This window comes from Sorangium sp. So ce145 (assembly GCF_051525985.1).
GTDB lineage: Bacteria > Myxococcota_A > Polyangia > Polyangiales > Polyangiaceae > Sorangium > Sorangium cellulosum_B.
On the sequence record NZ_CP150315.1, the window covers coordinates 969,059 to 994,304 of the forward strand.

The 25,246-nt window shown below is 72.1% G+C and carries 18 protein-coding genes; 7 read left to right on the forward strand and 11 right to left on the reverse strand.

Annotated elements, in window-relative coordinates:
• Positions 1 to 168: 168 nt before the first annotated feature.
• The gene (rsgA, locus tag WMF34_RS03595; RefSeq protein WP_231864668.1) at positions 169 to 1,233 is read left to right on the forward strand and encodes a ribosome small subunit-dependent GTPase A; all 1,065 of its coding nucleotides are present in this window, start codon (positions 169 to 171) and stop codon (positions 1,231 to 1,233) included.
• A 378-nt stretch (positions 1,234 to 1,611) separates the two neighbouring features.
• Here rsgA and WMF34_RS03600 read toward each other — a convergent pair whose 3' ends face one another.
• From WMF34_RS03600 to WMF34_RS03625, 6 genes are all read right to left on the reverse strand, one after another.
• Positions 1,612 to 3,558, reverse strand: a complete 1,947-nt coding sequence (locus WMF34_RS03600; protein ID WP_012233301.1) for a sigma-54-dependent Fis family transcriptional regulator — start codon at positions 3,556 to 3,558, stop codon at positions 1,612 to 1,614.
• Positions 3,559 to 3,830: 272 nt separating this feature from the next.
• Positions 3,831 to 5,585: a hypothetical protein gene (locus tag WMF34_RS03605; protein ID WP_437992421.1), complete on the reverse strand. Its 1,755-nt coding sequence runs from the start codon at positions 5,583 to 5,585 to the stop codon at positions 3,831 to 3,833.
• A gap of 220 nt (positions 5,586 to 5,805) precedes the next feature.
• Positions 5,806 to 6,648, reverse strand: coding sequence for an SDR family oxidoreductase (locus WMF34_RS03610; RefSeq protein WP_012233303.1), 843 nt, complete (start codon positions 6,646 to 6,648; stop codon positions 5,806 to 5,808).
• Positions 6,649 to 6,785: 137 nt separating this feature from the next.
• Positions 6,786 to 7,934 (reverse strand): NAD(P)/FAD-dependent oxidoreductase, encoded by a 1,149-nt coding sequence (locus WMF34_RS03615; RefSeq protein WP_437992422.1) that lies wholly within the window; start codon positions 7,932 to 7,934, stop codon positions 6,786 to 6,788.
• 6 nt (positions 7,935 to 7,940) lie between these two features.
• Entirely contained in the window at positions 7,941 to 8,768 is an 828-nt protein-coding gene (locus WMF34_RS03620) for a 3'(2'),5'-bisphosphate nucleotidase CysQ family protein (RefSeq protein ID WP_012233305.1), read from the reverse strand.
• 5 nt (positions 8,769 to 8,773) lie between these two features.
• The gene (locus WMF34_RS03625; protein WP_157906424.1) at positions 8,774 to 9,715 is read right to left on the reverse strand and encodes an aldo/keto reductase; all 942 of its coding nucleotides are present in this window, start codon (positions 9,713 to 9,715) and stop codon (positions 8,774 to 8,776) included.
• 361 nt (positions 9,716 to 10,076) lie between these two features.
• Between WMF34_RS03625 and WMF34_RS03630 the strand changes: the two genes are divergently transcribed.
• From WMF34_RS03630 to WMF34_RS03645, 4 genes are all read left to right on the forward strand, one after another.
• Positions 10,077 to 10,682 carry a hypothetical protein gene (locus tag WMF34_RS03630; protein ID WP_012233307.1) on the forward strand — a complete coding sequence of 202 codons (606 nt, stop codon included), beginning with the start codon at positions 10,077 to 10,079 and terminating at the stop codon, positions 10,680 to 10,682.
• Between the two features lie 93 nt (positions 10,683 to 10,775).
• Positions 10,776 to 11,873: a pectin acetylesterase-family hydrolase gene (locus WMF34_RS03635; RefSeq protein WP_437992423.1), complete on the forward strand. Its 1,098-nt coding sequence runs from the start codon at positions 10,776 to 10,778 to the stop codon at positions 11,871 to 11,873.
• 248 nt (positions 11,874 to 12,121) lie between these two features.
• A complete protein-coding gene (locus WMF34_RS03640; RefSeq protein ID WP_012233309.1) occupies positions 12,122 to 12,814 on the forward strand; it encodes an ROK family protein in 693 nt (230 codons plus the stop codon).
• Positions 12,815 to 13,084: 270 nt separating this feature from the next.
• Positions 13,085 to 14,374, forward strand: a complete 1,290-nt coding sequence (locus tag WMF34_RS03645) for a cytochrome P450 (protein WP_012233310.1) — start codon at positions 13,085 to 13,087, stop codon at positions 14,372 to 14,374.
• A gap of 241 nt (positions 14,375 to 14,615) precedes the next feature.
• Here WMF34_RS03645 and astD read toward each other — a convergent pair whose 3' ends face one another.
• A complete protein-coding gene (gene astD / locus WMF34_RS03650; protein ID WP_437992424.1) occupies positions 14,616 to 16,085 on the reverse strand; it encodes a succinylglutamate-semialdehyde dehydrogenase in 1,470 nt (489 codons plus the stop codon).
• 546 nt (positions 16,086 to 16,631) lie between these two features.
• Here astD and WMF34_RS03655 point away from each other — a divergent pair.
• Entirely contained in the window at positions 16,632 to 18,167 is a 1,536-nt protein-coding gene (locus tag WMF34_RS03655) for a hypothetical protein (RefSeq protein WP_231864669.1), read from the forward strand.
• Between the two features lie 12 nt (positions 18,168 to 18,179).
• Here the strand turns inward: WMF34_RS03655 and WMF34_RS03660 are convergent, their stop codons facing one another.
• From WMF34_RS03660 to WMF34_RS03670, 3 genes are all read right to left on the reverse strand, one after another.
• Positions 18,180 to 19,055 carry an ATP-grasp domain-containing protein gene (locus tag WMF34_RS03660; RefSeq protein WP_012233313.1) on the reverse strand — a complete coding sequence of 292 codons (876 nt, stop codon included), beginning with the start codon at positions 19,053 to 19,055 and terminating at the stop codon, positions 18,180 to 18,182.
• A gap of 233 nt (positions 19,056 to 19,288) precedes the next feature.
• Positions 19,289 to 21,019, reverse strand: a complete 1,731-nt coding sequence (locus WMF34_RS03665; protein WP_437992425.1) for a hypothetical protein — start codon at positions 21,017 to 21,019, stop codon at positions 19,289 to 19,291.
• On the reverse strand, positions 21,016 to 21,585 hold the full coding sequence (locus tag WMF34_RS03670) for an ECF-type sigma factor (RefSeq protein ID WP_437992426.1): 570 nt from the start codon (positions 21,583 to 21,585) through the stop codon (positions 21,016 to 21,018). The genes WMF34_RS03665 and WMF34_RS03670 overlap by 4 nt, the downstream gene beginning before the upstream one ends.
• Before the next feature lie 238 nt (positions 21,586 to 21,823).
• Here WMF34_RS03670 and WMF34_RS03675 point away from each other — a divergent pair, with 238 nt between their 5' ends.
• Positions 21,824 to 24,409 (forward strand): bifunctional serine/threonine-protein kinase/formylglycine-generating enzyme family protein, encoded by a 2,586-nt coding sequence (locus WMF34_RS03675; RefSeq protein ID WP_012233317.1) that lies wholly within the window; start codon positions 21,824 to 21,826, stop codon positions 24,407 to 24,409.
• Between the two features lie 172 nt (positions 24,410 to 24,581).
• Here the strand turns inward: WMF34_RS03675 and WMF34_RS03680 are convergent, their stop codons facing one another.
• Positions 24,582 to 25,238, reverse strand: a complete 657-nt coding sequence (locus tag WMF34_RS03680) for a hypothetical protein (protein WP_012233318.1) — start codon at positions 25,236 to 25,238, stop codon at positions 24,582 to 24,584.
• Positions 25,239 to 25,246 lie beyond the last annotated feature (8 nt).

Sequence of the window (25,246 nt, forward strand, 5' to 3'; positions counted from 1 at the left end):
CGGCGGCCCCGCGCGTGGAATGGCCGGCGCGTGCGCGCTTGTGCGCCGCCGCGCCCTGTCCGTCGATCGCCGCGCGCCGAAGCTCGGGCGCGGCCGAACGCCATGGAGCGCTCGTCCGTCATGCAAACTCACCTCGATTCTCTCGTTGATCCGTCTTTGCAGCACGAAATGCGGCCCGATCTGGTCGGGCTCGGATGGACTCCCTTCTTCGCGAGCCAGCTCGCTTGTCTCAAGGATGCCGTGCAGCCTGCGCGCGTCGTCCTCGCCTCCGCGTCCAGGCATCACGTTCAGACCGCGGATGGCCCGCGCCTCGCGGTGGTCAGCGGTCGCCTCGCGCATGAGGCCGCGGATCGCGCGGCGCTCCCCACGGTCGGTGACTGGGTGGGGCTCAGGCCTGGCGACGGCGCCGGGCCTTCGTACATCGTGCACACGTTCGCGCGGAGCACGTGCCTGCGCCGCAAGGCCGCTGGGCCCACGGTGGAGGCCCAGGTGCTCGCGGCCAACATCGACAAGGTGTTCATCGTCACGTCGCTGAACGCCGACTTCAACCTGCGCCGCCTCGAGCGCTACATCGACGCCGTCCTCGACAGCGGCGCTCGCCCGGTCCTCGTGCTGAACAAGGCCGATGTCTGCCCGGATCCGGCGCGGTACATCGACGCGGCGCGGGACGTCGCCCCTGCCGCGCCGATCGCGCTCGTCAGCGCGCTCTCCGGCGCCGGCCTCGACGCGCTCCGCGCCGAGATCGGGGCAGGGGAGACCATTGCCCTCGTCGGCTCGTCTGGCGTGGGGAAGTCCGCGCTCAGCAATCGCCTGCTCGGCGCGGAGGTCCAGCTCGAGGGGGCGATCCGGGCGTCGGACGAGCGTGGCCGCCACACGACGGCTCACCGGGAGCTGTTCCTGATCCCTGGCGGTGGCCTCCTCATCGACACGCCGGGCATACGGGAGCTCGGCGTCTGGTCCGCGGGCGGCAGCGCTCCGGCCGGCTTCGACGACGTCGAGGCCCACGCTGCGGCCTGCCGCTTCCGGGACTGCGCGCATGACGGCGAGCCTGGTTGCGCGGTGCTCCGTGCCATCAAGGACGGCGATCTCGATCCCGAGCGCCTCGGTGCCTACCTCAAGCTGGGTGCCGAGCGACGCCACCTCGCCGGGCAGCAGGACGTGCGCGTGAGGATCGAGGAGAAGCGGCGCTGGAAGCAGATCTCGAAGCAGATGCGCGCCAATCCGAAGCGATAAGCAGAGCTGCCTTCCCGCCCCCGCGGCCCGCCCCCAGCGTCCCCGCCACCTCGCGTAGACACCCCCAGCAAATCCCCGCATCCCCGCCCGCGCGCACCTTCGAAACCGCTCTTTCCCATCCCTTGGAAGAGCCCTCGGGAGGGGGTGTCGCGCGCGGGGCCGGCGGGGGAAGGGCCCCACGAACCCGAGCGCCGGCCCGCATCGAAGCCACTCGCTCCTGGTTTTCCCTCACCCGTTCAGCTGGCCATAGCCACCACAAGGCGCGAGTTCGTGGGAAGGGCCCCCCGCCGGCCCCGCGCGCGACACCCCCTCCCGAGGGCTCCCCCGCGTCCTGGAAAGCCCTCCCCCGCCGTCCCGTGTCGCGTGTCCCGTATCCCGTCAGATCCCGTATTGCCGGAGCTTCTTGTGCAGCCCCTCGCGCGTGATCCCGAGCGACTTGGCCGCGTTGGTCTTGTTGTTGTTGTGCCCGCGCAGCGCTTCCAGGAGGAAGAACTTCTCGACCGCGTCCATCATCTCCTTGAGCGACCCCTTCGGCGTCCCCGCCCGCGCGACGAGCCCCTCGACCTGCCGGATCCTCGGCGAGAGCAGCTCCGGCGTCCCGAACGCCCCCGGCTCCAACTGGATGACGATCCGCTGCACCTCGTTCTGGAGCTCCCGCACGTTGCCCGGCCAGTCGTACGCGACCATGAGCTCCATCGCCTGCTGGCTGAACCCGCCGCACGGCTTGCCGATCTCGTCCGCGTAGCGCTCCAGGAAGTGCGCCGCGAGCAGCGAGATGTCGTCGCGCCGCTCTCGCAGCGGCGGCAGGCGGATCGGGAAGACCTTGAGGCGGTAGTAGAGGTCCTCGCGGAACCGCCCCTTGGCCACCTCGTCCTCGAGGTTCCGGTTCGTCGCCGCGACGATGCGCACGTTGACGTGCTTCGGGCTCGTCGCGCCCACGGGGCGGATCTCGCCCTCCTGGAGCGCCCGGAGGAGCTTCGATTGCAGCGACAGCGGCGTCTCGGTGATCTCGTCGAGGAAGAGCGTGCCCCCGTCGGCGATCTCGAACAGCCCCTTCTTCTCCTCGGTGGCGCCCGTGAACGACCCCTTCTTGTGCCCGAAGAGCTCGCTCTCCAGCAGGCTCTCGGCCAGCGCCGCGCAGTTCTGCGCGACGAACAGCTTGTCGCGGCGGCGGGAGCGGTAGTGGACGGCGGCGGCGATGAGCTCCTTGCCCGTGCCCGTCTCGCCCTCGATCAGCACCGTGACGCGCGTGTCGACCACCTTGTCGAGCTGCCCGATCACCTTGCGCATCGCGTCGCTGTTGCCGATGATGTCGACCGCGCCCCCGCCGCCGCCCCGGCGGCGCTCCTCGCGCCCCTTGAGGAAGCTGTTCTCCTTCTGGAGCCGCTCCTCCGCGAGCACGAGCCGCTTGATGAGCCGGGCGTTCGCCACCGCGAGCGAGGCGTTGGCGGCCAGCACGAGGAGCGTCTCCAGGTCGCCGGCGTTCAGCATCCCGGGCACGCTCCGGTTGTCGGCCTGGAGCACGCCGATGATCTCCTCGCCCTTCCAGAGCGGGACGGCGAGCGTGCTGCGGATCGAGGCGCCCATCAGCGACTCGGACTGCCCGACCTCGATCGGCGCGTCGGCGGCGAGCACGGCCGCCCGCTCCTTGATCACCTTCCGGTACACGCTGCGCGTGATCGGGACCGGCCCTGCAGGCGGCCCTCCTTTGCCCGACGCGGACCGGACCCGCGTCAGCACCGGCACGAACGCCGCCGGCGCCGCGCCCGGCTCCTGGTCGTCGTCGCGCAGCACCACCGTGACGTGCGTCGAGCTCGGCACCAGCGCGAGCACCGCGTCGGCGATCTCGGCGAGCACCTCGTCGAGATCGTTCGCCGCGCCGATGCGCTTCTGCGCCGCGTACATCGCCGACAGCGCGCTCGGGTCGCGCTCGATCTTCGCCTCGGCGGGCTCGATCTCGTCGAGGCGGCGGATCGAGACGACCCGCGCGTCGTCGGCCTCCTCCGGGATCTTCACCACCATCCGGGTGACCGCGTCCCCGGAGCCGAGCTCGATGACGTCCCCCGTCTGGAGGGCGAGCGCGCTGCGCCCCGCGCCGAGCTCCAGCCGCTCGCCCCGCCGCGTCACGCTCGTGCCGTTCGTCGAGCGCAGATCCTCGAGGATCACCCCGTCGGCGCCGCTCACGATGCGCGCGTGCGCCCCGGAGACGTGGCGATCGTCGAGGACGACGCGGTTGTCCGACGAGCGCCCGAGCGTGATCAGCTCGCCCTGGAGCTCGAAGGTGCGCCCGGCAGCGAGACCCTGGGTTACCTCGAGCACGATCATGGTTCGTTCTTCAGCCGGGAAGACCCCGTGACAAGGGCCGGAGTAAACCGTCAAGACGGCGGAGACGCCAGGAAAAATCAGGAGCCAGGCGCGTCGGTGAAGCTCCGCGCGAGCTTTGCGCGAGCGTCGCGCGCGCTTCGGGCAAGCATCGCGCCCGGGTGGCGCCAATCAAGGAAAATCTGGATCCAGGTGATGTGCCCGCCTGCGTGCTTCATGCACGCCGTGCGCCCCGTGCGCCCCGACCGCGGACGGGGCGCATGGGGTTGCGGCGGTCACTGCGAGCGGGCGGTGAGGCGGTAGATGACCGTCTTGAAGGGCGCGTTGCCGGCGATCTTCTCGGGATCCTTCGAGGCCTCGCCCTCGTCGACGATCTTCTGCAGCTTGGTCGCGACCTCGGCGTCGCCCTTCGGCGAGAGGGCGTCGATGACCGAGACCGAGACGAAGCGGACGGCCGCGTTCGAGACCTTCGGCATCGCGTCGATGATCTGCTGCCGGACCTCCGGGGTGCCGAGCACGCCCGCCATGTAGGCGGACTTGATCCCCTGGAACTGCGTCTCCTTCGCCTGCGACGCCGGCTCGCCGAGCTTGCCGACGTAACACTCGAGCTTGGTGCCGCAGGCCGCGAGCAGGTCCTTCGCGATCTTGATCTCCTTCTCCATCGACTTGCCGACCGTGCCGCCGCCGCTCGTGCGGGTGCCCGCGAGCCGGTCGACGTCGGCGATCTGGTCGGGCTTCATCAGCTTGAGCGCCGTCTGCAGCGAGACGTCGCGGATCTGCGCGACGTCGTCCTCCTCGCCGCGCGCCTCGAGGCCGGTCTTCACGAGCCACGGCACGAGGCTCGCGTCGAAGAAGTTGCTCGCCGCCTCGGCGAGCATCACCCGCGCGTTGACGCCGGCCGGCGGCATCTCGAGCCCCGCGGGCGTCTTCTCGTAGGCCGCCTGGAAGGCCGCGAGCGTCTCCGGCGTCCTCGGCACCTTGGTCAGCTCGCGCGCGATGATGGCGCGCGGCACGTCCTCGGCCTTCTCGAGCGCGGCGAGCAGCGGCTGCGACGACTCCTGCCGGCCGATCGTCGCAAGGACGAGCGCGGCCGCCGCGACGTGGGCGGTCTCCGCGGCCTTCTTCTGCTCCGCGCTCGCCTTGTCGCCGGCGCCCTTCAGGTTCTCGACCTTCGAGTACTCGACGAGCTCCTTCTGGTCGCCCTGGAGCAGCGCGATCGTCGGCTGGATCGCGGGCTTGCCGATCTTCGTGAGCGCGAGGATGGCCGTCGTGGCCGCGTCCGCCTTGACCGGCGACAGCACGACCTTGAGCAGCGGCACGACCGCCTTCTCGCTGCGCTGCCACCCGAGCAGCTCCGCGGCGGTGATCTGCCAGAACAGCTCGTTCCGCATCGTGCCGACGTCCTTCGGGTCGTTGATCGGGCGCCCGATCATCGTGATGAGCCCGTCTTCCCAGGACTTGCTGTTGATGTCGACCATCGCGTCGTGCACGTCGCGCGAGATCGTCGAGCCCTTGGGCTTGCCGTGCTGGAGCTTCGAGAAGACGGCCATGAGCGGCTCGGCGGCCTTCTCCGACTTCATCGCGCCGAGGCCGCGCACGGCCCAGCGGACGTCCTCCTCGGTGGACTCGGGCTTGTAGTCCTTGAGCGCCTTGATGAGGCAGGCCTCGCCGCGCGGGTCCCTCGTGTCGGAGATGAACTTGATGAGCTTCGAGTTCGTGCGCTCGTCGAGATCGCCGGCCACGCACTTCTGCGTCATCGGCTCGATGATCTTGTCGAGGAGCGGCTTCACGGTCGGGCCGGTCCGGTCCTTGTTGTCACGCGTCATCGCGTCTTCGAAGAACTGGACGAGCCGGTTGACGGAGGCGGTGAGCGTGGCCGGGTCGTCGAGCCGCTTGACGTGCGTCTCGGGGTCGTTCTCGTCGCTGCATCCGACGATGAGCCCTGCGGAGAGCGCCATCGACGACGCGGTGGCGGCCCCCAGGAGGAGCGAGCGAAGGAGCGGCAGGATGCTGCGTGCTGAGCGGGACATGGTGTTTCCTCCGGGACCTCGGTGATGCTGCCGGCCTGACCTCGCCGTCGCACGGCGCGCTTCAGGAGAGGCGGTCAGCGGCTAGCCTTCGTTAGCCTGAGGGGACGAAAGTGGACAAAAACAGCGCGCGGCAGGGGGCGCGGCCCCCCTTCGGCCACGACGTGGCGCCGCTCCGCCATGGAAACGGCGAAGCCGACGCTATTCGCCGCCAGAGAACGTGTCAACGCGAGCGCGGCACCGAGACGAGCCGGCGGATCCCCGTGGCGAAGAGCCGGTCGGGGATGACACGGCGCAGCGCGACGAGCGCCCGTGCGTCCCGGCCGACGAGGGTCCTGAAAGGCGGCGATGCGTCGTCGATGAGGCGGAGGATCGCCGCCGCGACCGGGGCGGGCGGCGGCGCCTTGGCGGCGTCCTTCAGGACGATCTGCTCGATCGCCCTGGTCATCGCGCCGTAAGGGCCGTCGAGCGAGACGTGGGCGCCGCGTCGCTGGTTTTCGTAGAAAATTTCGGTCTTGAAGGTGCCGGGCTCGACGAGGCAGACGTGGACGCCGAACGGGGCGACCTCCCAGCGCAGCGCCTCGCTGAAGCCCTCGACGGCGTGCTTCGTCGCCGCGTAGGCGCTCACGCCGGGGAGGCCGACGAGCCCGGAGATGCTCGAGACGTTGACGATGCGGCCGCGCCCTGCGCCGCGCATCGCCGGGAGCACAGCGCGCGTCACGGCCATCAGCCCGAAGACGTTGGTCTCGAACTGCGCCCGGACGTCGCCGTCCGCCTGCTCCTCGAAGGCGCCGCCCACCGCGATGCCGGCGTTGTTGACGAGGGCGTAGGCGGGGCCGTGCTTCTCAAGGATTTCCCGGACCCTGTCGGGCGCGCTCGCCGCGGCGACGTCGAGCTGCTCGATCTCGAGCGTGACGCCCCGCGCGCCGGCGGCGGCGAGGAGCGCGCCGGCCTTCTCGGGGCGGCGCATCGTGGCGATGACCCGGTGGCCCGCGGCCGCGCACGCGACCGCGGTCGCGAGGCCGATGCCGCTCGAGGAGCCGGTGACGAGGACGAGGTGACCCATGGCGAAGGGGCGCGAGTATAGGCGAAGCGCGACGCGGCGGGGGAGCGCGGGGCGCGCGGCATGTGTGGCGCGTGCGGCATGTGTGGCGCGTGCGCCGCGTTGAAGGGCCGCCGCCGCCGCGCCGCCGGGGCGAGCGCTCAGCCGATGATCATCGCCTCGCTGAGGAGCCGGCCCTCCCTGAAGCGCCGCAGGTTCCAGCGATCGAACAGGGGGAGGGAGGCGCCCTCGGCGATGTGCTGCGCGAGGAGCTTGCCCATGACGGGCGCGATCATGAAGCCGTGCCCCATGAACCCGGAGGCCTGGTAGAAGTGCTCGATCTCGTCGACCCCGCCCACGATCGGGTTCTGATCCGGGGTGAGATCGTAGCAGCCGGCCCACTGCCGCAGCACCTTGACGCTGCCGAGGAGGGGGCACGCGGCGACGAGCGCCCGCGCGTACAGGGCGAGGAACTTGTGGCTCGACCCCATGTCGAGGCCGTCGGGGACGTCCTCGTTGGAGATGCCGCCCACGATCTCGCCGCGCATCGACTGGGAAAAGTAGAGGCCGTTCGAGAGATCCGCGACGAGCGGGCCGAGCCAGGGCTTGAGCGGCTCGGTCGAGCAGATCTCGTGGCGGTGCGGGTGGTTGGGCAGCTCCACGCCGAGCATGCGCGCGATCTCGGGGCTCCACGCGCCGGCGGCGTTGACGACCCGGTGCGTCCGGATCTCGCCGCGATCGGTGACCACGGCGTCGATCCGCGCGCCCTGCGTGCGGAAGCCGAGGACGTTCGTGAAGGTGGCGATGTCGACGCCGAGCTTCTGCGCGCGCTCGGCGTAGCCCCAGACGAAAGGCCAGGGGAACACGACGCCGTCGTCGGGGTTGTAGCTCGCCGCCACGACGCCGTCGGTCGAGAGCTGCGGCACGATCGCGCGCGCCTCGTTGGCGGTGAGCATCCGCGTCCCGAGGCCGCACGCGTTCTGCACGGCGACGCTCTTCTCGAGCGTCCGGCGGCTCGCCTCGCTGCGCACGAGGAAGAGGTAGCCGCCCTGCCGGAACCAGATGTTGATCTTCATCTCGCGGGCGAAATCCCGGCAGATGCGGATGCTCTCCTGCATGAGCCGGATGTTGCCCTCGCTCGAGAACTGCGCCCGGACCCCGCCGCCGTTGCGCCCGCTGGCGCCGCCGCAGAGGTAGCTCCGGTCGACGACGACGATGTCGGTGACGCCGTGGTGCCGCGCGAGGTTGTACGCGATCGCGAGGCCCATGATCCCCGCGCCGATGATGACGATCTCGGCCTGCCCCCGCATCGCGCCTCAGCCGAGCTCCGACCTCGCCGCGGCGACGACGGCGGCCTGGAGGGCGCCGTTCGAGGCGATGATGCCGCGGCCGAGCTTGAGCCCGGGGCCGTTGTAGTCGATGGGCGCGCCCGAGAGGTCGGTGAAGCTGCCGCCCGCCCCGAGGAGCACGGCCTCGGGCGCGCAGCTGTCCCAGAGCTTGGCGCCGCCGCCGCCGTGCACGTAGAGGTCGACCTCGCCGGTCGCGATCCGGGCGATCTTCACGCCGACCGAGCCGCAGGGGACGACCTTCGAGATGCCGAGCCGCGCGAGGAGCGGCTCGATCTCCTTCGGCCGGTGCGAGCGCGAGACGATGAGCGTCGCGTCGGCCGGAGCGCTCACCGCCGAGACCCGGAGCGGCCTCCGGCTGCCATCCCTCGCCTCGAGGAAGGCGGCGCCGCCGGCGCGGCCGGCCAGCGCCTCGCCCGTCGTGGGCATCACCACGACGCCCAGCGCCGCGCGGCCGCGGACCGCGAGCCCGATCATCACGGCGAACTCGCCGTTCCTGTCCGCGAACTCCCGCGTGCCGTCGAGCGGGTCGACGAAGAACACCCGCTCCTTCCCCAGGCGCGAGGCGAGCTCGTCGCCGGTCGGGACGCTCTCCTCGGCGAGGATCGCCTCGCCGGGGAACGCGGCCTCGAGCGCGCTGCAGATGAGCGCGTTCGCCTCGCGGTCGGCGCGGGTCACCGGGTCGCCGGGGCCCTTCATCTCGACGGCGAACGGCGTCGCGTACACGTCCATCACGATCGCCGCCGCGGCGCGCGCGATGCGGACGATCTCGTCGAGCTCCCTGTCGTTCTGGTCCATCGTGCTCACACCTCGATCCCGGCCTGCTTGAGGCGCGCGGAGAGCTCCGTGAGCGCCGTGTCCTGGAGGTAGGGCGGCATGCCGGCCTCGCGGACGAGCTGGTCGAGCTGGGCGACCGAGCGGGGGCCGAGCACGGCGGACGAGACGACGCGGTTCGCGAGGACGAAGCGCAGGGCCGCCGAGCGGAGCGAGGTGACGGCGCCCGTGACCAGCGGCCTGAGCGCGTCGAGCTGGCGGATGCGGGTCTTGAGCTCGTCGCGGGTCCACCGCTGGTAGCGGTGATCGTCGAGGTAGAACTCGCGCTCGGGGCTCCACTGGCCGGCGAGCAGCCCGTGCGCGAGCACCGATCGGGCGAGGACGCCCGCGCCGGACTCGGAGACGTCGCCGGCGACGTCGTGGAGGTCGCCCGGGAAGAAGGCGTTGTAGGCGATCTCGATGACGTCGACCTCGTCGCGCAGCGCGGAGCGGGCGACGTCCGCGGAGCCGGCGCTCACGCCGTAGGCGCGGATCTTCCCGGCCTGCTTGAGGTCCTTCAGGAAGGCGAGGGCCTCCTTCGATTGCATCGCGGCCACGGTGGGGTTGTGGAGCAGGACGACGTCGACCACCTCGCGGGCGAGGCGCTCCTGCGACCGCTCGAACGCGGTGCGGAGGTGGTCCGGGTCGAACCGCTTCGTCGGGGGATCGCCGTCGCGAACGGTGCCGATCTTGGTGACGACGAACGTCGTGCCGGCGCCCTGGAGCCGCCTGCCGAGGCAGCGCTCCATCTCGCCGCGGCCGTAGACGTCGGCGGTGTCGAAGAGGTCGATGCCGACCGCGAGCGCGCGATCGATGACGCGATCGATCTCGACGTCGGCGACGGGACCGTAGCCGTCGCCGGAGAGTCCCCAGGTGCCTAGGGCGAGCTCCGAGACCTGAAGGGTCGTCTTGCCGAGGGGGCGCTTCCTCACGGGCGGCGATCTACACCAGCGCCGGGAGGGCGCCACGAAATAGGGGCGGAGCTCCGGGCACGGCGCGCCGCGTCGCGCGCCCCTCTCGGAGCGGCTCGGAGCGGCGGAGCTGCCTCGGGGGCGGGCGTCCCCCGTCGCGCCTCGGCGCGCGGTGGCAGGGCGCGTCCTCCGGGGCCTCACGCGCCGGCGCGGGCCGTCGGTCCGCCACGTCCCTGCGCGCTCGGCCACGGAACGCTCCATGCCAGGAGCCAGGGAAGGGGAGTGATGCGGAAGCGCGCGGGGCGGCGCCGCCGGGGGCAAGGTCTTCAGGTGACATGTCGAGTCGAGCACCGCCGGTGGCCGACGAAGGGGGCTGGAGAGTATGGCGAAAGGGCCTAATGAGGCATCGGCGGCCGAACCCATCAGCGACCGGAGGTCGCGGCCGCCCGCGGCGAGCGCCTCTGCGCGGCGCGCGCTGGAGCTCGTCGCCGTCCGAGGCAAAGACGTGCTCGGCGTCCGCCATGTGCTCGCGGAGGGGCGCGCGCACATCGGAGACACGCCCGCGTCCATCGTGCGCGTGCCGTCGGGGGAGCTCGATAGAGCGGCCCCGGTCATCGCGGAGGTGATCGGCGCACGCTACGTGCTGCACGTCCCGCGGCGGACGCGGGCGCGCCTCCACGGCGCGGACGGGCTCGCGCGCCTCTTGACGGGCCCGGCCGACATCGAGCTCCAGGAGGGAGACCGCGCCGTGATCGTGATCGGGGCCGTCCAGATCCGCGCGCAGATCGTGCCCATCGAGATCATCTCACGCCTGGGTGCGTCCGGCCTGCGCTGGGTCGGCCTCATCGGCGCCCTCTACCTCGTCGCGCTCGGCATCTGCGCCGCGCTCGCGCCGCGCGACCGCGCCCGCCTGGACGAGGGGTCGATCCGCCGCGCGGTCGGCGAGGCCGCCGCGCAGCTGTGGGCGGAGCACGCCCCTGTGCCATGAGGCGACGGCACCGCCGAGCGGGCGCCGAGCGGGCCGTCACCGGCGGGTGATGCCCGCGCGTGCGCGTCATAAGAGTGGTATTCTCTGCCCTCCATGCGATTCAAGATCGTTCCGCCCCTTCCGGTTCAACTCCTGCTCTGTCCGCTCGCCGTCCTCGGCTGTGGCGGTACGTCCGCCGAGCACGAAGATCCGAGCAGCGAGCCGCGGGGCGGCATCCTGAGCCTGCCGTCCGGCTGGAGCTCCATCGAGCCGGGCGGCGAGACGACGTGCTCGCGCGGTGATCCTTTCAAGTACTTCGTCCGTCCGGGCACCGTCAATCGGCTCATCGTCGAGTTCCGCGGCGGCGGCGCGTGCTGGGACGCAACCACGTGCTCGTTCGCGGGAGCGCTCTTCCAGGAGACGGTCGGCGAGGACGCCCTGACGACCGGGATCTACGATCATGAGAACCCGGACAACCCCTTCAAGGACTGGCACCATGTGTACATCCCCTATTGCACCGGGGACGTCCACTGGGGCGACAACGTGGCCACGTATGGGGAGGGGAGCCAGGCCGTCACCATCCAGCACAAGGGCGCCGTCAACGTCCGCGCGGCGCTCGGCTGGATCTACGAGAACGTCCCCGCGCCAGAGAAGATCTTCGTGACGGGCTGCAGCGCGGGCGCATACGGCGCCATCCTCTGGTCCGCGCACCTGCGAGAGCACTACAAGAGCGCGTCGGTCATCGAGTTCGCCGACAGCGGGGCAGGGATCATCACGGAGACGTTCTTCAGGGACAGCCTTCCTTCCTGGAAGCCCGAGGGCGCTTATCCCACATGGATACCTGGCCTCGACCCGGCCGAGCTGGCGCGGCTGTCGGTGCTCTACGAGAAGATCGGCGCCCATTATCCCGACATGCGCCTGTCGCAGTACAACACCGCCTACGATGAGGACCAGATCTTCTTCTTCAACGTGATGGGCGGCGGCGACGCCCAGGCGTGGTCAGACGCCATGAGGGCAGAGATCGCCGAAATCGAGGCGTCGACGCCGAACTTCAGGTCGTTCCTTGCCGCCGGCACAGCGCACTGCATCCTCTGGCGGCCGGAATTTTACACCCTCGAGTCGCGCGGAGCGCGCCTCGTGCAATGGCTCGACGGGCTCGCAAACGGTGCGCCGCCGCCGAGCGTCGCGTGCGACGCGTGCGGCTCGCCTTGAGCGTCGCCCGGGGGCGGGCGGCGCGGTGGCCGGGGCACCGAGGGGCGGGGTGCGCGCTGGTCGGCGCCGGGCGGAGTGTGCGCGGGAGGGCGGGCGCAGGGGGCGTGGTCGCCCGCTCAGGCGTGCGCCGTCGCGGCGCCAGTTGACGCGCAGCCAGAGCTCTAGATTATGTCCGCCGCGAACGCGGGCGCGTGGGCGCATCCGCGGCGGCCCCGGAGGAAGAGCTCCGGGGGGAGACAGAGGGATCCATGCGCACGCTTTGTATCGATATCGGCGGAACGGGGATCAAGGCCACCATCCTCGACGAGCAGGGGACTCCGATGACGGATCCCGTGCGCGTGCCGACGCCCCAGCCGGCCTCGCCGGACCCCATCCTCGACCTCATCGAGGAGATCGCCCGGGCGCAGGGGGAGTTCGATCGCGTCTCGATCGGCTTCCCCGGGGTGGTGATGGAGAACGTGACCAAGACGGCGCCGCACCTCGACAACGAGAAGTGGAAGGGCTACCCGCTCGGCGAGGCCGTCGAGCGCCGCCTCGGCAAGCCTGTCCGCGTCGCCAACGACGCGGGCATCCAGGGGCTCGCCGTCATCGAGGGCAAGGGGCTCGAGATGGTGCTCACCTTCGGCACGGGGCTCGGCTGCGCGCTGTACATCGACGGCCGCTACGTGCCGAACCTCGAGCTCGGGCACCATCCGTACGGAAAGAGGGACCTGAAGTACGAGGACCGCGTGTTCGACGCCGAGTGCAAGCGCATCGGCCCGAAGCGCTGGAACAAGCGCGTGCGCAAGATGATCGAGCAGGTCGAGCCGATCTTCAATTACCGCAAGCTCTACCTCGGCGGCGGCAACGCGCGCCTGCTCGATACCTCGCGGCTGCCCGAGAACGTCGTCGTGGTGGACAACGTCGCTGGCCTGCTCGGCGGAATCAAGCTCTGGGCCTAGAGCGACGGTCACCCGCTTCGGATACGGGCCCACCTCGGCGTTTTCGGTGCTCAGCGCACCGGAGTGCGCTTCCGCGCCGAAAACGCCGATCTGGGCCCGTCTCCTGTGCGGGTGACCGCCGCTCTGCTGCGGCTCGGCATGGGGCAGAGGTGGGCGGAAGCTGCTGTAGCTAAGGGCGGCCGCGCGCCCGGGAGCTGGCGGGGAGGCCGGCCTGCGGGGGCGTGGGTCGCGCCGGTTCCCAAGCGGGCGCGACCGTCGTACCCTGGCCCGATGAACTCGCCCGACGCACCGAAGCCCGACGCACCGCCCGCGGCCAATCCAGCGGCGGACGCCGATCTCGATCCGTTTCGCCTCCAGTCGCCGGAGACCCTCGCGAACCCGTACCCCGTGTACGCCAGGTTGCGCCAGGAAGCGCCCGTGTACTTCAGCGCGGCTTACAACGGCTGGCTCATCACCCGCTACGATCAGGTCGCGGCGGGCTTTCGTGACCCGCGCCTGTCGGCGAAGCGCTCCAGCGCCTTCGTGACGAAGCTGCCTGACGAGGTGCGGCAGCGGCTGGAGCCGTTGCGCCGCAACCTGGCGTCGTGGGCCCTGCTGCTCGATCCGCCGGAGCACACGCGCATCCGCTCGCTGATCAACAAGGCGTTCGTGCCGCGGCTCGTCGAGGGGTTGCGCTCCCGGGTGGAGACGCTGGTCAACGAGCTGCTCGACGCGGTCGCCCCGGCGGGCCGGATGGATGTCCTCCGCGATCTCGGCGATCTCTTGCCGTTGCTCGTGATCGGCGAGGTGCTCGGTGTACCCGCCGAGGACCGGCACCGGCTGAAGGGCTGGTCCAACGCGCTCAGCGGCTTCCTTGGCGCGGGCCGGCCGACGCTGGAGATCGCGGGGGGCGCGCTGAGCGCCGTGGCCGAGCTGGAGGACTATTTCCGCGGCGTGATCGCGGCCCGGCGGCAGAGCCCTGGCAACGACCTGCTCAGCCAGCTCATCCTCGCGGAGGAGCAGGGCATGATCCTCGGCGAGCAGGAGCTGCTCTCGACGTGTTGCATGCTCCTCTTCGGCGGCCACGAGACGACGAAGAACCTCATCGGCAATGGCCTGCTCGCGCTCCTTCTCCACCGTTCCGAGCGCGAAGCGCTGCGCGCTACCCCGTCGCTGATCGGCCCGGCGGTGGAGGAGCTGCTCCGGTACGACTCTCCGGTGCAGTGGATGAGCCGTGTCGCGCTCGACGACATCGAGCTCGACGGCGTGCGGATCCCGAAGGGTGATCGCGCCTTCCTGGTGCTCGGCGCGGCGAACCGCGATCCCGCGCAGTTCCCCGACCCCGACAAGCTCGATTTTCGCCGCACTGACATCCGCCACATCTCGCTCGGCCTAGGCGTCCATTACTGTGCCGGCTCCGCGCTCGCCCGGGTGGAGGCCCAGGCTGCCATCTCCACGTTCCTGCGCCGTTTCCCCGACGCCGAGCTCTCCCCTGGGCCGCTGACCTGGCGCATGAACCCCGGCATGCGCGGCGTCACCGCCCTCCCGATAGAGCTAGGCCCGCAGAGCTCCGCCTCCTGACCCCTCTCCAACCCGCCTGTTCCGCCGGGGAGCCGCCGGGGAGAGGGGAGGGGGGCGCGCGGGGGCGAGGGGGAAGGGCCCCGCGGATCCGAGCGCTGGCCCGCACCGCAGCTTGTCGCCCCCAGATCTCCCTGTCCCGTACAGCTGGCCATAGCCACCACAAGGCGCGAGTCCGCGGGAAGGGTCCCCCTCGCCCCCGCGCGCCCCCTCCCCTCTCCCCGGCGGCCGTTGCGTCCTGGTTCTAGCTGTTGAGCCGCATCCCCGGCGCCAGCTGCCCAGGCAGCGCCACCGCCGCCGCCTCCAGCCCCGCGACCGGATATGCGCAGTAGTCCGCCGCGTAATACGCGCTTGGCCGGTGGTTCCCGCTGCTCCCGACCCCACCGAACGGCGCGGCGCTCGACGCCCCCGTCAGCGGTTTGTTCCAGTTGACGATCCCCGCCCGGGATTCCCGCCAGAACCGCTCGTAGAGCTCCCTGCGATCCGAGATCAACCCGGCCGCGAGCCCATAACGCGTGCGGTTGGCCAGCGAGAGCGCCTCATCGAAGCTCCCGTAGCGCTGCACCTGCACGAGCGGCCCGAAATGCTCCTCGTCCGGGAGCTCCTTGATCGCCGACACATCGAGGATGCCGGGCGAGAGCAGCGCGGTTCCCTCCTCGAGCCGGCGCATCTCCAGCAGCACCTCGCCGCCGAGCGAGACCAGCCGCGCCTGCGCCGCGAGCAGCCGATCCGCCGCCGCGAGCGAGATCACCGCGCCCATGAACGGCTGCTCCGCGTCGTCGTACCTGCCCACCTTGAGCCGGGACGCCGCGTCGACCAGGCGCCCCAACAGCGCGTCGCCCTCCGGCGTCGCCGGCACCAGCAGCCGCCGCGCGCACGTACACCGCTGGCCCGCCGAGATGAAGGACGACTGAAGGATATGGTGGATCGCCGCCTCGGTGTTCGCGACGTCCTGGACGATGAGCGGGTTGTTGCCGCCCATCTCCAGGGCGAGGATCTTCTCCGGTTGGCCCGCCAGCTGCCGGTGCAGCGCGTTGCCCGTGCCGGAGCTGCCTGTAAAGAAGAGGCCGTCGATGCCCGGGTGACCGGCGAGCGCGACGCCGGTGCGCCTCCCCCCCTGGACCAGGTTGAGCACCCCGGCCGGGATCCCCGCCTTCTCCCAGAGCCGCGCGGTCTCCTCCGCGACCCTCGGCGTGAGCTCCGAGGGCTTGAACACCACGCAATTGCCCGCGATCAGGGCCGGGACGATGTGGCCGTTCGGCAGGTGGCCCGGGAAGTTGTAGGGCCCGAGCACAGCGACCACGCCGTGCGGCCGGTGGCGCACAACGGCCGTCGCGTCGCCCGCCTCGGCCTGACGCTCGCCCGTCCGCTCGCGCCAGGCCATCAGCGACACGTCGATCTTGCCGATCATCGTCTGGACCTCGGTGAGCGCCTCCCAGCGCGGCTTGCCCGTCTCCAGCCCGATCACGTCCGCGAGCCGGGCCTTGTGCTCGCCCAGGAGGCCGGCGAACCGCTTCACCAGCGCCGCCCGCTCCTCCAGGCCGCGATCGCGCCACGCAGCGAACGCGCCGCGCGCCGCCGTCACGGCCGCGTCGACCTGCTCCTCGCTCGCGGCGCGCCCCTCGAAGACGACCGCCTGCGTCACGGGGTTCCGGCTCGCGAACGGCTCGCCCGCGCCGGTCACCCAGCTGCCGTCGATGAAATGGGTCGACATGGTCACCTCCCTGTCGCGGAGCTCCCCCCGCGGAACACCACACGGGCTCAACAGTCCGTCCTGCCAGTATGGTTTGCGTCCACCTCGCTCCGCCAGTGTGCATCGTACCAGAGGCCGGCGCCCCCAGGGCTCGCGCGCCCCCGGACGGAGCATCGCGCCGGCGACCGCCCAGGAAAGATGGGGCCGCTCGTCGACCTCGCCAGGGCTTCGCCGCGTCATGAGGGACCACAACATCATGTGTTCCGGCGCGACTGAGCCCCAACCAGAGGGGTGTCGCTCGGTCAGTCGCTCTCTTGGTGAGAATCCAGGAGCCGAGATCTCAATGCGCCTCGTGCTCGATCGTTCCGAGTCCGCTCGTGGCGGGCGCGCGACATTCAAGGGGATGCACCGTGGCGAACAGGTGTGCTGAGCGTGATCGCGCGTTGGATCACGCTCCGGGCGCACTGCAGCAGGGCGCTCTCCACGCCCGGTGACACCAAGTCTTGACGGTCCTGTGGCTGGCGTGGAGACGTGCTCATGTCAGTTTTCCCGCCGATGCATCACACGGTGGCTATCTCAGACATCCATCTATGTGAGCTCGAGCCGACCGACGGTCTCTGGATGCGCTATCGGCAGGCGCCGTACTCCCCGGACGGGGAGATCGCGGCGATGCTCGACGCGCTCCGGGGAGAGGTCCGGAAGGGGGCGGGCGGCTCCGGGGAGCTCGGCGCGGAGCGCGACGAGCTGACGCTGGTCCTGAACGGCGACATCTTCGACCTGGATGCGCCTCGGGTGATCGGCAACGAGAGCGTGGTCCACGACCTGCCGCGCACCGCCGAGCACGCCGTGCCGGCGATGGAGGCCATCCTGCGCGATCACCCGGTGTTCGTCGCGGCCGTCGGACGGATCGTCGCGGACGGGCACACCGTGGTCTTCGTGGCGGGCAACCACGACATCCAGCTCACGCTGCCCGAGGTGCGCGAGGCGGTGCAGCGGAGCGTCGTGGACGCGGCCATGCACGAGCTCGCCACCCGGGACGGCGGCCTTCCGGCGGGATCGACCGAGGAGCTCCGCGCGGCGCTCGCGGCGCGGGTGGCCTTCCGCGCCTGGTTCCACCGCACGCACGACGGCGTCATCGTCGAGCACGGCAATCAGTACGACTCGTACTGCTGTTATCGTTACCCGATGGCGCCGTTCGGCCGGAATCGGGGGGAGATCCAGCCGACGATGGGCTCGCTCGTGAGCCGCCTGCTCGTGTCGCGCATGGGGTACTTCAACCCGCACGTCGACTCGTCGTTCATGCTCTCCGGCTTCGGCTACCTCTCTCACTGGACGCGGTACTACCTGTTCTCTGGCCGCTCCCTCGTGCTCGCCTTCGGCGTGGGCGCGCTGCGCACGATGATCGAGCTCGTGCGCCGGCGCGACCCGAGCCGCCGGGCGCTCCGGCGCGCGGACCTCGCCGCGGCCACCCGCGAGACGGGCGCGCCTTTCCCGGCGGTGGTCAAGCATGCGCGGCTGTTCGCGCGGCCGGCCGAGGACTGCCTCGGCCGTGTGGCGCGCGAGCTCTGGCTGGATCGCCTCGGGCTCGCGGCGGTCGGGATCCTCGCGGCGCTCGCGTGCCTGTGCTGGATGCCGGGGGGGCTCGCGGCGGCGGCGTTGCTCGCGCCGACGCTCCTCGTCGCGTACGAGTGCGCCGTGCCGAAGCCCACGCTCGACGCGGTCTGGCAGGGCGTGAACCAGGCGGCGCGGTCCGTGGCCAGGGCGCACGGCGCCAAGGCCGTGATCTTCGGGCACACCCACAACCCGGAGGGGAGCTGGGAAGGCGGGGTGTTCTTCGGAAACACCGGCTCCTGGTCCGCGGCGTTCGAGGACATCGCGTGCACACAGCCCGTCTTCGAGGCACGCCCGCTCGTCTGGCTGCGATCCGAGGACGATGCGGGTCCCGAGGCGCCCCTGTCGGGCGGCCTCGTGATGTGGAAGGACGAGCGGTTCCAGCCCTGGAGAGCCGACGCGAGGCCGTCCGTGCCGAGGAAGGCCGAGGTGGCCAAGCGCCCGCGCCCCGCCGCGCTTCGGCCCCAGGCCACGGCCGCGCTGCGCAGCTAATCGCCCGGCAGCTCAGCCCAGCACCGCCCCGTAGAAGTCGCGCGGATCCATCTGCTCGGGGAAGACCGAACAGCCGCCGTCGTTGATCTCGATCACCGTGTACCCGCCGCGCTCGAGTCGGGCCACGTCGGCCGTGAAGAAGGGGGAGCCGATGACCTGGCCGAGATGAGCGAACTGCCCCGGATGCTCGAGCGTCGAGTCCACGTCGTAATACGGCGCGTGCGCCACCAGCCGCCCCTCCCAGAACACGAGGCGGTGCTCGTCGGTCACGCGGCGCTGGCCGGGCGCCCAGCCGGGCAGCGTCGCGAGGTCGAGGTACTTTCTCACGACGAACCCGCGCTCGAAGCGGTCTCCGCGGAGCTCCAGGATCTTCTCGCACACCTCGGCGAAATCGTCGTACGTGGCGCCCTCGGGCACGAAACACGCACGATGCCAGAGCTCCTTGACCGATTTCACGTGGTCCTTGACCACCCACGGCGGCGGCCCGAGCTCCAGGGCCGCCTCCCACGCTTCCCGGATGTCTTCGCCTTCGGTCCACCGCGTGGGCGCGGTCTTGTCGCCGAGCAGCGGGACGTAATTGGGCATGTACATCGCCTCGGCGAAGCTCTCCGGATCGACGACGAGCTCCTCGCCGCGGTCCTGCATGGCCTCGTACAGGCCTGTATATTCATCTTCGCTCAACATCCACCCTCGGTAGAGCCATGTCCGGTACCGGGGACTCGGCAGCCGGCGCAATGCGCGCTCCGGCTCGCCATTCACGACGGGGTCGAGCGGGATCGCGTAAGACTCGATGCCGAGCTCCTCGGCGGCCAGCACGTCGATCTCGAAGCGATCCTCGGCGAACTGAGGGACATGGGGTCTTCCGAAGAGGATGGTGACGTCGCTCATGGAGTCCTCCAGGGTGCCGCCGCGCCCGGGTCCGGGTCGGCGCGGCGGGGCGGACAAGGTGGATCCATGTTTGCGAAGAACCAGTCTTGCGAAGAACGATCGCTTGCGAGAGGATAGACTCAACGGGCGACGAAAATCGGGTCCTCCGCCCGCGCGTCGCGCCGCCGTTCGGGCCGGAATGGTCGCCGGTTCACCACCGAAGCGAGCGCGCAGGCGCGCATGGCGGTAGCGGATCACGCGATGGCGCGGCGCGCTCGATATCGCCCCCTCGCGGCTCGGCTGCGGGGGCGGCCGAGCGCGGCCTCGATGGCCGCGCTCACCTGAGGATCCGTTTCCATGGCGAGCGCGGCCTTCAGGCGGGGCGCCCAGAGCGCGGCGTCGCGGTAGTAGACGGCTGCCCAGGTCGCGCGGCGCAGCGAGGGATCGGGTGAGGCGACGAGCCCGACCAGGAGATCGTCGGCGACCGGCGCGGGCATGAAGCGCAGCGCGTAGGCCGCCGTGGGCGCGAGCTCGGGCGAGCCCAGCTCAGCGCGGATGACGTCGAGCGCGCGGCCATCACCGCTGTTGCCGAGGGCTTCAAGGGCGAGGCGGCGCGCGGCGGCGTCGCCGGCCGCCGCCGCGTACGCTGCGAGAAGATCGGGCACCGGATCGGGGAGGTCGGCGCCCTGATCCCCGGCTTGCTGCAGCGTGCGCGCCTGGGCGCCGAGCGCCAGCGTGGCGGCCTCGCGCACCAGGGGATCGCCGGACGAGGCCGCGGTGCGCAGCGCGTCGATCGTGTGCGCGTCGGCGAAGGAGGACTGCGCCAGGCTCACGGCCGCGTGCCGCTGTGCGTCGCTGGTCGCGCCCGGGGCGGCGAGCACGTCGGCGAGCGCGGCCGTGGCCTCCTCGGTGCCCGCCGCCCCGAGCGCGGCCGCGAGGAAATCTGCGTCGGTGTCCTTCACCTCCGGCCGCGCGAGCTGCTTGCCCGCCTCGAGCGACTGCGCCGGATCGAGGCGGAGCACGGCGGCCGATCGCGCTAGCAGCGCCGCGCGCCGCCGGCCGCGCGCGTCCGTGTCGGGCTCGCCCTTGCTCTCGACGAAGGCGCCGCGCAGATCGCCGAGCTTCGCGCCCGCCGCGCGCCGCTCGTCCGCGCGCCGCTGCGCCGCCTCGTCGTCGTCGCGGATCACCATCGAGGCGGGCCCGTAGGTCGCGATGCGCCGCTCTGCCGCCTCGACGTCGGCCGCGCGCGCCGGCCCGCGATCGACGAGGCGCAGCGCCGCCCCGAGCGCACCCGTGATCCGGGCCATCCCTTCGCCGATTTCGGTGCGGGTCGCCTCCCGCGCGTCGAGCGCCTCCACGAGCCCGTCTCCACCGACGACCATGCGCCCCTCGCCCTCGACCGTCATGCGCGTCGAGCCGCCGGCGTGGAGCGCGGCATAACCTCGCTTCGACCGCCGCACGCTCCGGCCCTCGCGCCGGTAGCTCGCGTGGAAGGTGCCGGCGGCGTCCACCTCGTCGATCTCCCACGCCTCGCCCGCGCCCGCCGTGTACTGCGCAAGCGAGGCGAGCCCGGTGAGCAGCGCCCGCGCGCCGGCGGGCGCCTCCCTGGCGAAGCGCAGGCCCACGAGCCGCCCCGCCTCGTCGTGCACCAGGAGCACCGGCTGGCGGAGCGCCTCGCGCGACACCTCGGGCGCGCCGTGCCGCTCGACGGTCGCGCCGTCGAGGCGCGCCTCCACGATCGGCGTCCCCGGCACCGGCATGAGCGACCAGCGGCCGGTGATGCGCACGTCGGCGCCGACGTGACGGCCGACCTCGATCCGCTGCGTGAGCGCGGCCGCGTACACGAGCCGCTCGACCGCGGCCCGCAGCGCGGGCTCGCCGGCGCACGCGGCCTCGAGCGCGCGCGCCCTCTCGGCCGGCTCGAGGTCGACCACCTCGTCGAAGAGCGAGGCGACACGCGCCGGATCCGGGGCGCCGCCGTTCACCCGTCCTTCTGCTCCAGCGCCTCGTGGAGGAAGGCGCGGGCGAAGCGCCAGTCGCGCTCCACCGTGCGCGCCGTGACGCCGAGCGCCTCGGCGCTCTCCTCCTCGGACAGGCCGCCGAAGTAGCGCATCACCACGACCTGCGCCTTGCGCGGGTGCGCGCCCTCGAGGCGCTTCAGCGCGGCGTCGACCGCGAGCACGTCCTCGAGGCCGAGATCACCGGAGGCCACGTCGAACGCCGCGTCGAGCTCCGCTGGCCGGCGCCCGCTCCCGCGCTTCGCCGCGCTCCTGCGCCGCACGTGGTCGACGATCAGCTCGCGCATCGCCTGCGCTGCGGCGCCGAAGAAATGGCCGCGCCCGTTCCACCCCGGGTCGGCCGCGCCGACGAGCCTCAGGTAGGCCTCGTGCACGAGCGCCGTCGGCTGGAGCGTCTCGCCCGGACGGAGGCGCGAGAGCTGCGCGGCCGCGAGCTTGCGCAGCTCGCCGTAGACGACCGGCAGGAGTTCGCCGGCGGCCTCGCGCCGCCCCGCGGCGATCTCGCCGAGCATGCGGGTCACGTCGCTGTCCATGCGCCCCGTCGTAGGGGAGAAGGCGTGGCCGCGAATCGGGGCTGAACGTCCACACCTGCTCGCGCGGCGGGATGAGACCGGGAATGGCGCCGCCTGGACGACGAGACGCCGAGGACGGCGCGCGTCTGGGCCCGACAGCCCCTGTCGGGTTGAGCCCAGCGCGCCCGGACGATAGAGTCGGCGCTGACCTTGGCCTTGGGGAGCAGCGCCCCGGCGCGATCCGCGGAGTGGACGACGCATGAGCCTCAGCGAGCGCGAGCAGATGGCGCTGACGCAGCCCGCATGCGGCGCGCCCGCCTCGGGCGAGTCTGGAAGCGCGCCGCCGGCCGGCGCGGCGTCGGACGTCACGTTCAGGCTGCGCGAGACCCCGTGCGCCACCGCCCCCGAGCTGCCGCCCATCTCCGTCACGGCCCCCGAGCGCCTGTCCGCGGAGGAGCGCTACGAGGATCTCGGCTGCATCGGGCGCGGGGGCATGGGCGAGGTGCGCCGCGTGCGCGATCGCATCCTGGGGCGCGTGCTCGCGATGAAGATCCAGTCGTCCGAGACGCGCGACGCGACGCCCGATCGCGCCCGCTTCCTCGCCGAGGCGCGCCTGACCGCGGCGCTCCAGCACCCCGGGATCGTTCCCGTGCACGAGTGCGGCGAGCTCGCCGACGGGCGGCTGTGGTTCACGATGAAGGAGGTGCGCGGGCGCACGCTCGGCGAGGTGATCGCCGAGGCGTACGCGGCCGGCGGCGGGAGCCTCTCGCCCGCCGCGCTGCGGCGGGCGGTCGACACGTTCCTCCGCGTCTGCGAGGCCGTGGCGTACGCGCACAGCCGCGGCGTGATGCACCGCGACCTCAAGCCCGCCAACGTGATGATCGGCGAGTTCGGCGAGGTCCTGGTGATGGACTGGGGCCTCGCGCGGCCCTCCGCGCCGCTGCGCGGGTCGCCCGGGGCCGCGGGCGCGGCGGACGTGATCGAGGCGGCCCCGCTCACGCAGCCCGGCGAGGTGCTGGGCACGCTGCTCTACATGGCCCCGGAGCAGGCGCGAGGCGAGGGCGATCGCCTCGGCGCGGCGAGCGACGTCTACGCGCTCGGCGTCGTGCTCTACGAGATCCTCGCCGGGCGCCACCCTTACGGCGGCCAGCCCGCGGCGATCTGGGGCGCGCTCCTCACCGGCGGGCTCAGGCCGGTCGAGGCGAGCGCCCCCCACGAGGTGCCCGCGGAGCTCGCGGCGATCTGCGCCCGCGCGATGGCGCTCGCCCCGGAGGCTCGCACCCCGGACGCGGGCGCGCTCGCCGCCGACGTCCGGAGCTGGCTCGACGGCGCGCGGCGGCGCGAGCGCGCGCTCGCGATCGTGGACCATGCCCGCGCGATCCGGCCGGAGATCGAGGCGACGCGGGCGCGCGCCCGGGCGCTGCGCGACGAGGCGCGGGCGATCCTCGACGGCCTGAGCTCGTTCGATCCGGCCGAGCGGAAGGCGCGCGGGTGGCGGCTCGAGGACGAGGCGGAGCGCCTGGAGCGGGAGGCGTCGCTCGGCCAGGTCGAGTGGATGCAGGTCCTCCGCTCGGCGCTGAACGAGGCGCCGGATCTCCGCGAGGCGCACGAGGCGCTGGCCGATCACTACGCCGAGGAGCTCGCCCAGGCCGAGGAGGCGCGGGATCCGCGGGGCGCGGCGCGCGCCGAGGCGCTCCTCCGGCAGCACGACCGCGGGCGCCACGCGGTGCTGCTCGCCGGCGACGGGGCGCTCACGCTGGCGACCGTGCCCGCGGGGGCGCGGGTCTCCCTCCACCGCTACGTCGAGCGCGACCGGAGGCTCGTGCCCGAGCTCGCGCGCGAGCTCGGGCCCACGCCCCTGCTCGAGGTGGCGCTCCCGCGCGGCAGCTACCTCCTCACGCTGCGCGCGCCGGGGTACCATGACGCGTGGTATCCCGTGCTCATCGAGCGCGGGCGGCGCTGGGACGGCGTCCGGCCAGGCGGGGAAGGGGCCCAGCCGGTGCGCCTCCTTCGCCTCGGCGAGCTCGGCGAGGACGACCTCTACGTGCCGGCCGGCTGGTTCCTCGCCGGCGGCGATCCGGACGCGGGGGACAGCCTCCCGCGGACGCGGCTCTGGTGTGACGGCTTCATCGTCCGGAGGCACCCGGTCACCAACGCCGAGTACCTCGCCTTCCTCAACGCGCTCGTCGCGAGCGGGCGGGAAGCCGAGGCCCTCGAGTGCTGCCCGCGCCTCTCGCTCGGCCGCGCCGCCTCGGGATCGAGCCCGGACTCGCTCCGGTTCGAGCGGGCAGACGACGGCCGCTTCCGGCTCGGGTGCATCCAGACCGACGTCCAGGAGGAGCCGAGGATGCCCGTCGCGTTCGTCCACTGGCGGGCGGCGATGCGTTACGCGGCGTGGTACGCCGCCGTGACGGGCGCGCCGTGGCGCCTCCTGAACGAGCTCGAATGGGAGAAGGCGGCGCGGGGCGTCGACGGCCGGTGCATGCCCTGGGGTGATTTCCTGGAGCCGACCTGGGGTTGCATGCTGGGCAGCCACGAGGGCGTCGCCGGCCGGCGGCCCGTCGACGACTTCCCGCAGGACGAGAGCCCTTATGGCCTGCGCGGCGCGGCCGGCAACGTGCGCGACTGGTGCATCAACGCGTGGAAGCGCGAGGGGCCCCGGACCGAAGCGGGGGTCGTGCTGCTCGATCCGGCGGACGACGGCGACGCGGATTTCCGCGCGGCGCGGGGCGGCGCGTGGTCGACGTCGCCGAACCTCTGCCGGGCGGCGGGGCGCTTCGCGGGCAAGCCCGGGGATCGCTTCGGGGGGATCGGGTTCCGGCTGGCGCGCCCGGCGCCGGGGTGAGCGGCTCAGCGTTCGGCGCCGGGGTGAGCGGCTCAGCGTTCGGCGCCGGGGTGAGCGGCTCAGCGTTCGGCGCCGGGGTGAGCGGCTCAGCGCTCGGCCGCCCTGCGCTGGAGGCCTGCCCGGGCGCGCCTGGGGCGGCGCCCCCGGGCGAGGCTTCAAGCGCGCTGGCGGCTCACGCGGGCCTCATCACGCCATGGTAGTAGTACCAGGCGCTCTGAGGGTCGATGTGGCGCGGATCGTTCGACGGCGTATCCCCCACGAACACCTGCGTGAAGTTCACCTTGCTCGGGGTGTTCTGGAAGATGAGGCCGTTCTGGGGCCGATCCATCTTGTACCAGATCGCGTTGCGCAGCTCGCCGGCGCTGCCGAGCTCCACAAGGAGGCCGATCCGGCGCCCGATCGGCCCGTCCGGATCGACGGCCCAGTAGAGCGCGCTGGCCGGAGAGGTCGGCTGGTAGATGCCCTGAGTCCACTGCTGCCCCGACGCCTCCTGGTCCGTCGAGAGGACGCTGCCCCCGACGAGCCAGTCCCGGAACTCCTTGGGGTAATCCGGCGATCCCGGGTGGTTCGTGAACCCGAACGAGACCAGGGTGATCGCCCTCGACTTGAAGGCGGCGAGCCTCGACCAGTACTCGGTCTTCGCCGTGAATCCGCTGGGGGGCGTCAATCCCGACACGGCCAGGTGGAGGAGCGGGGTCCCGGTGCTCGTCTCGATGAAGCGGAGCTTCGAGTCGATGGGGATCTGCGTTTTGTCCGGCTCATCCGTCCGTTTGGGCAAGAGGTCTCCCCGCGTGACACCCAGCTCGCCCGTGCTTGATCCAGTGCTCATGGCTTGAT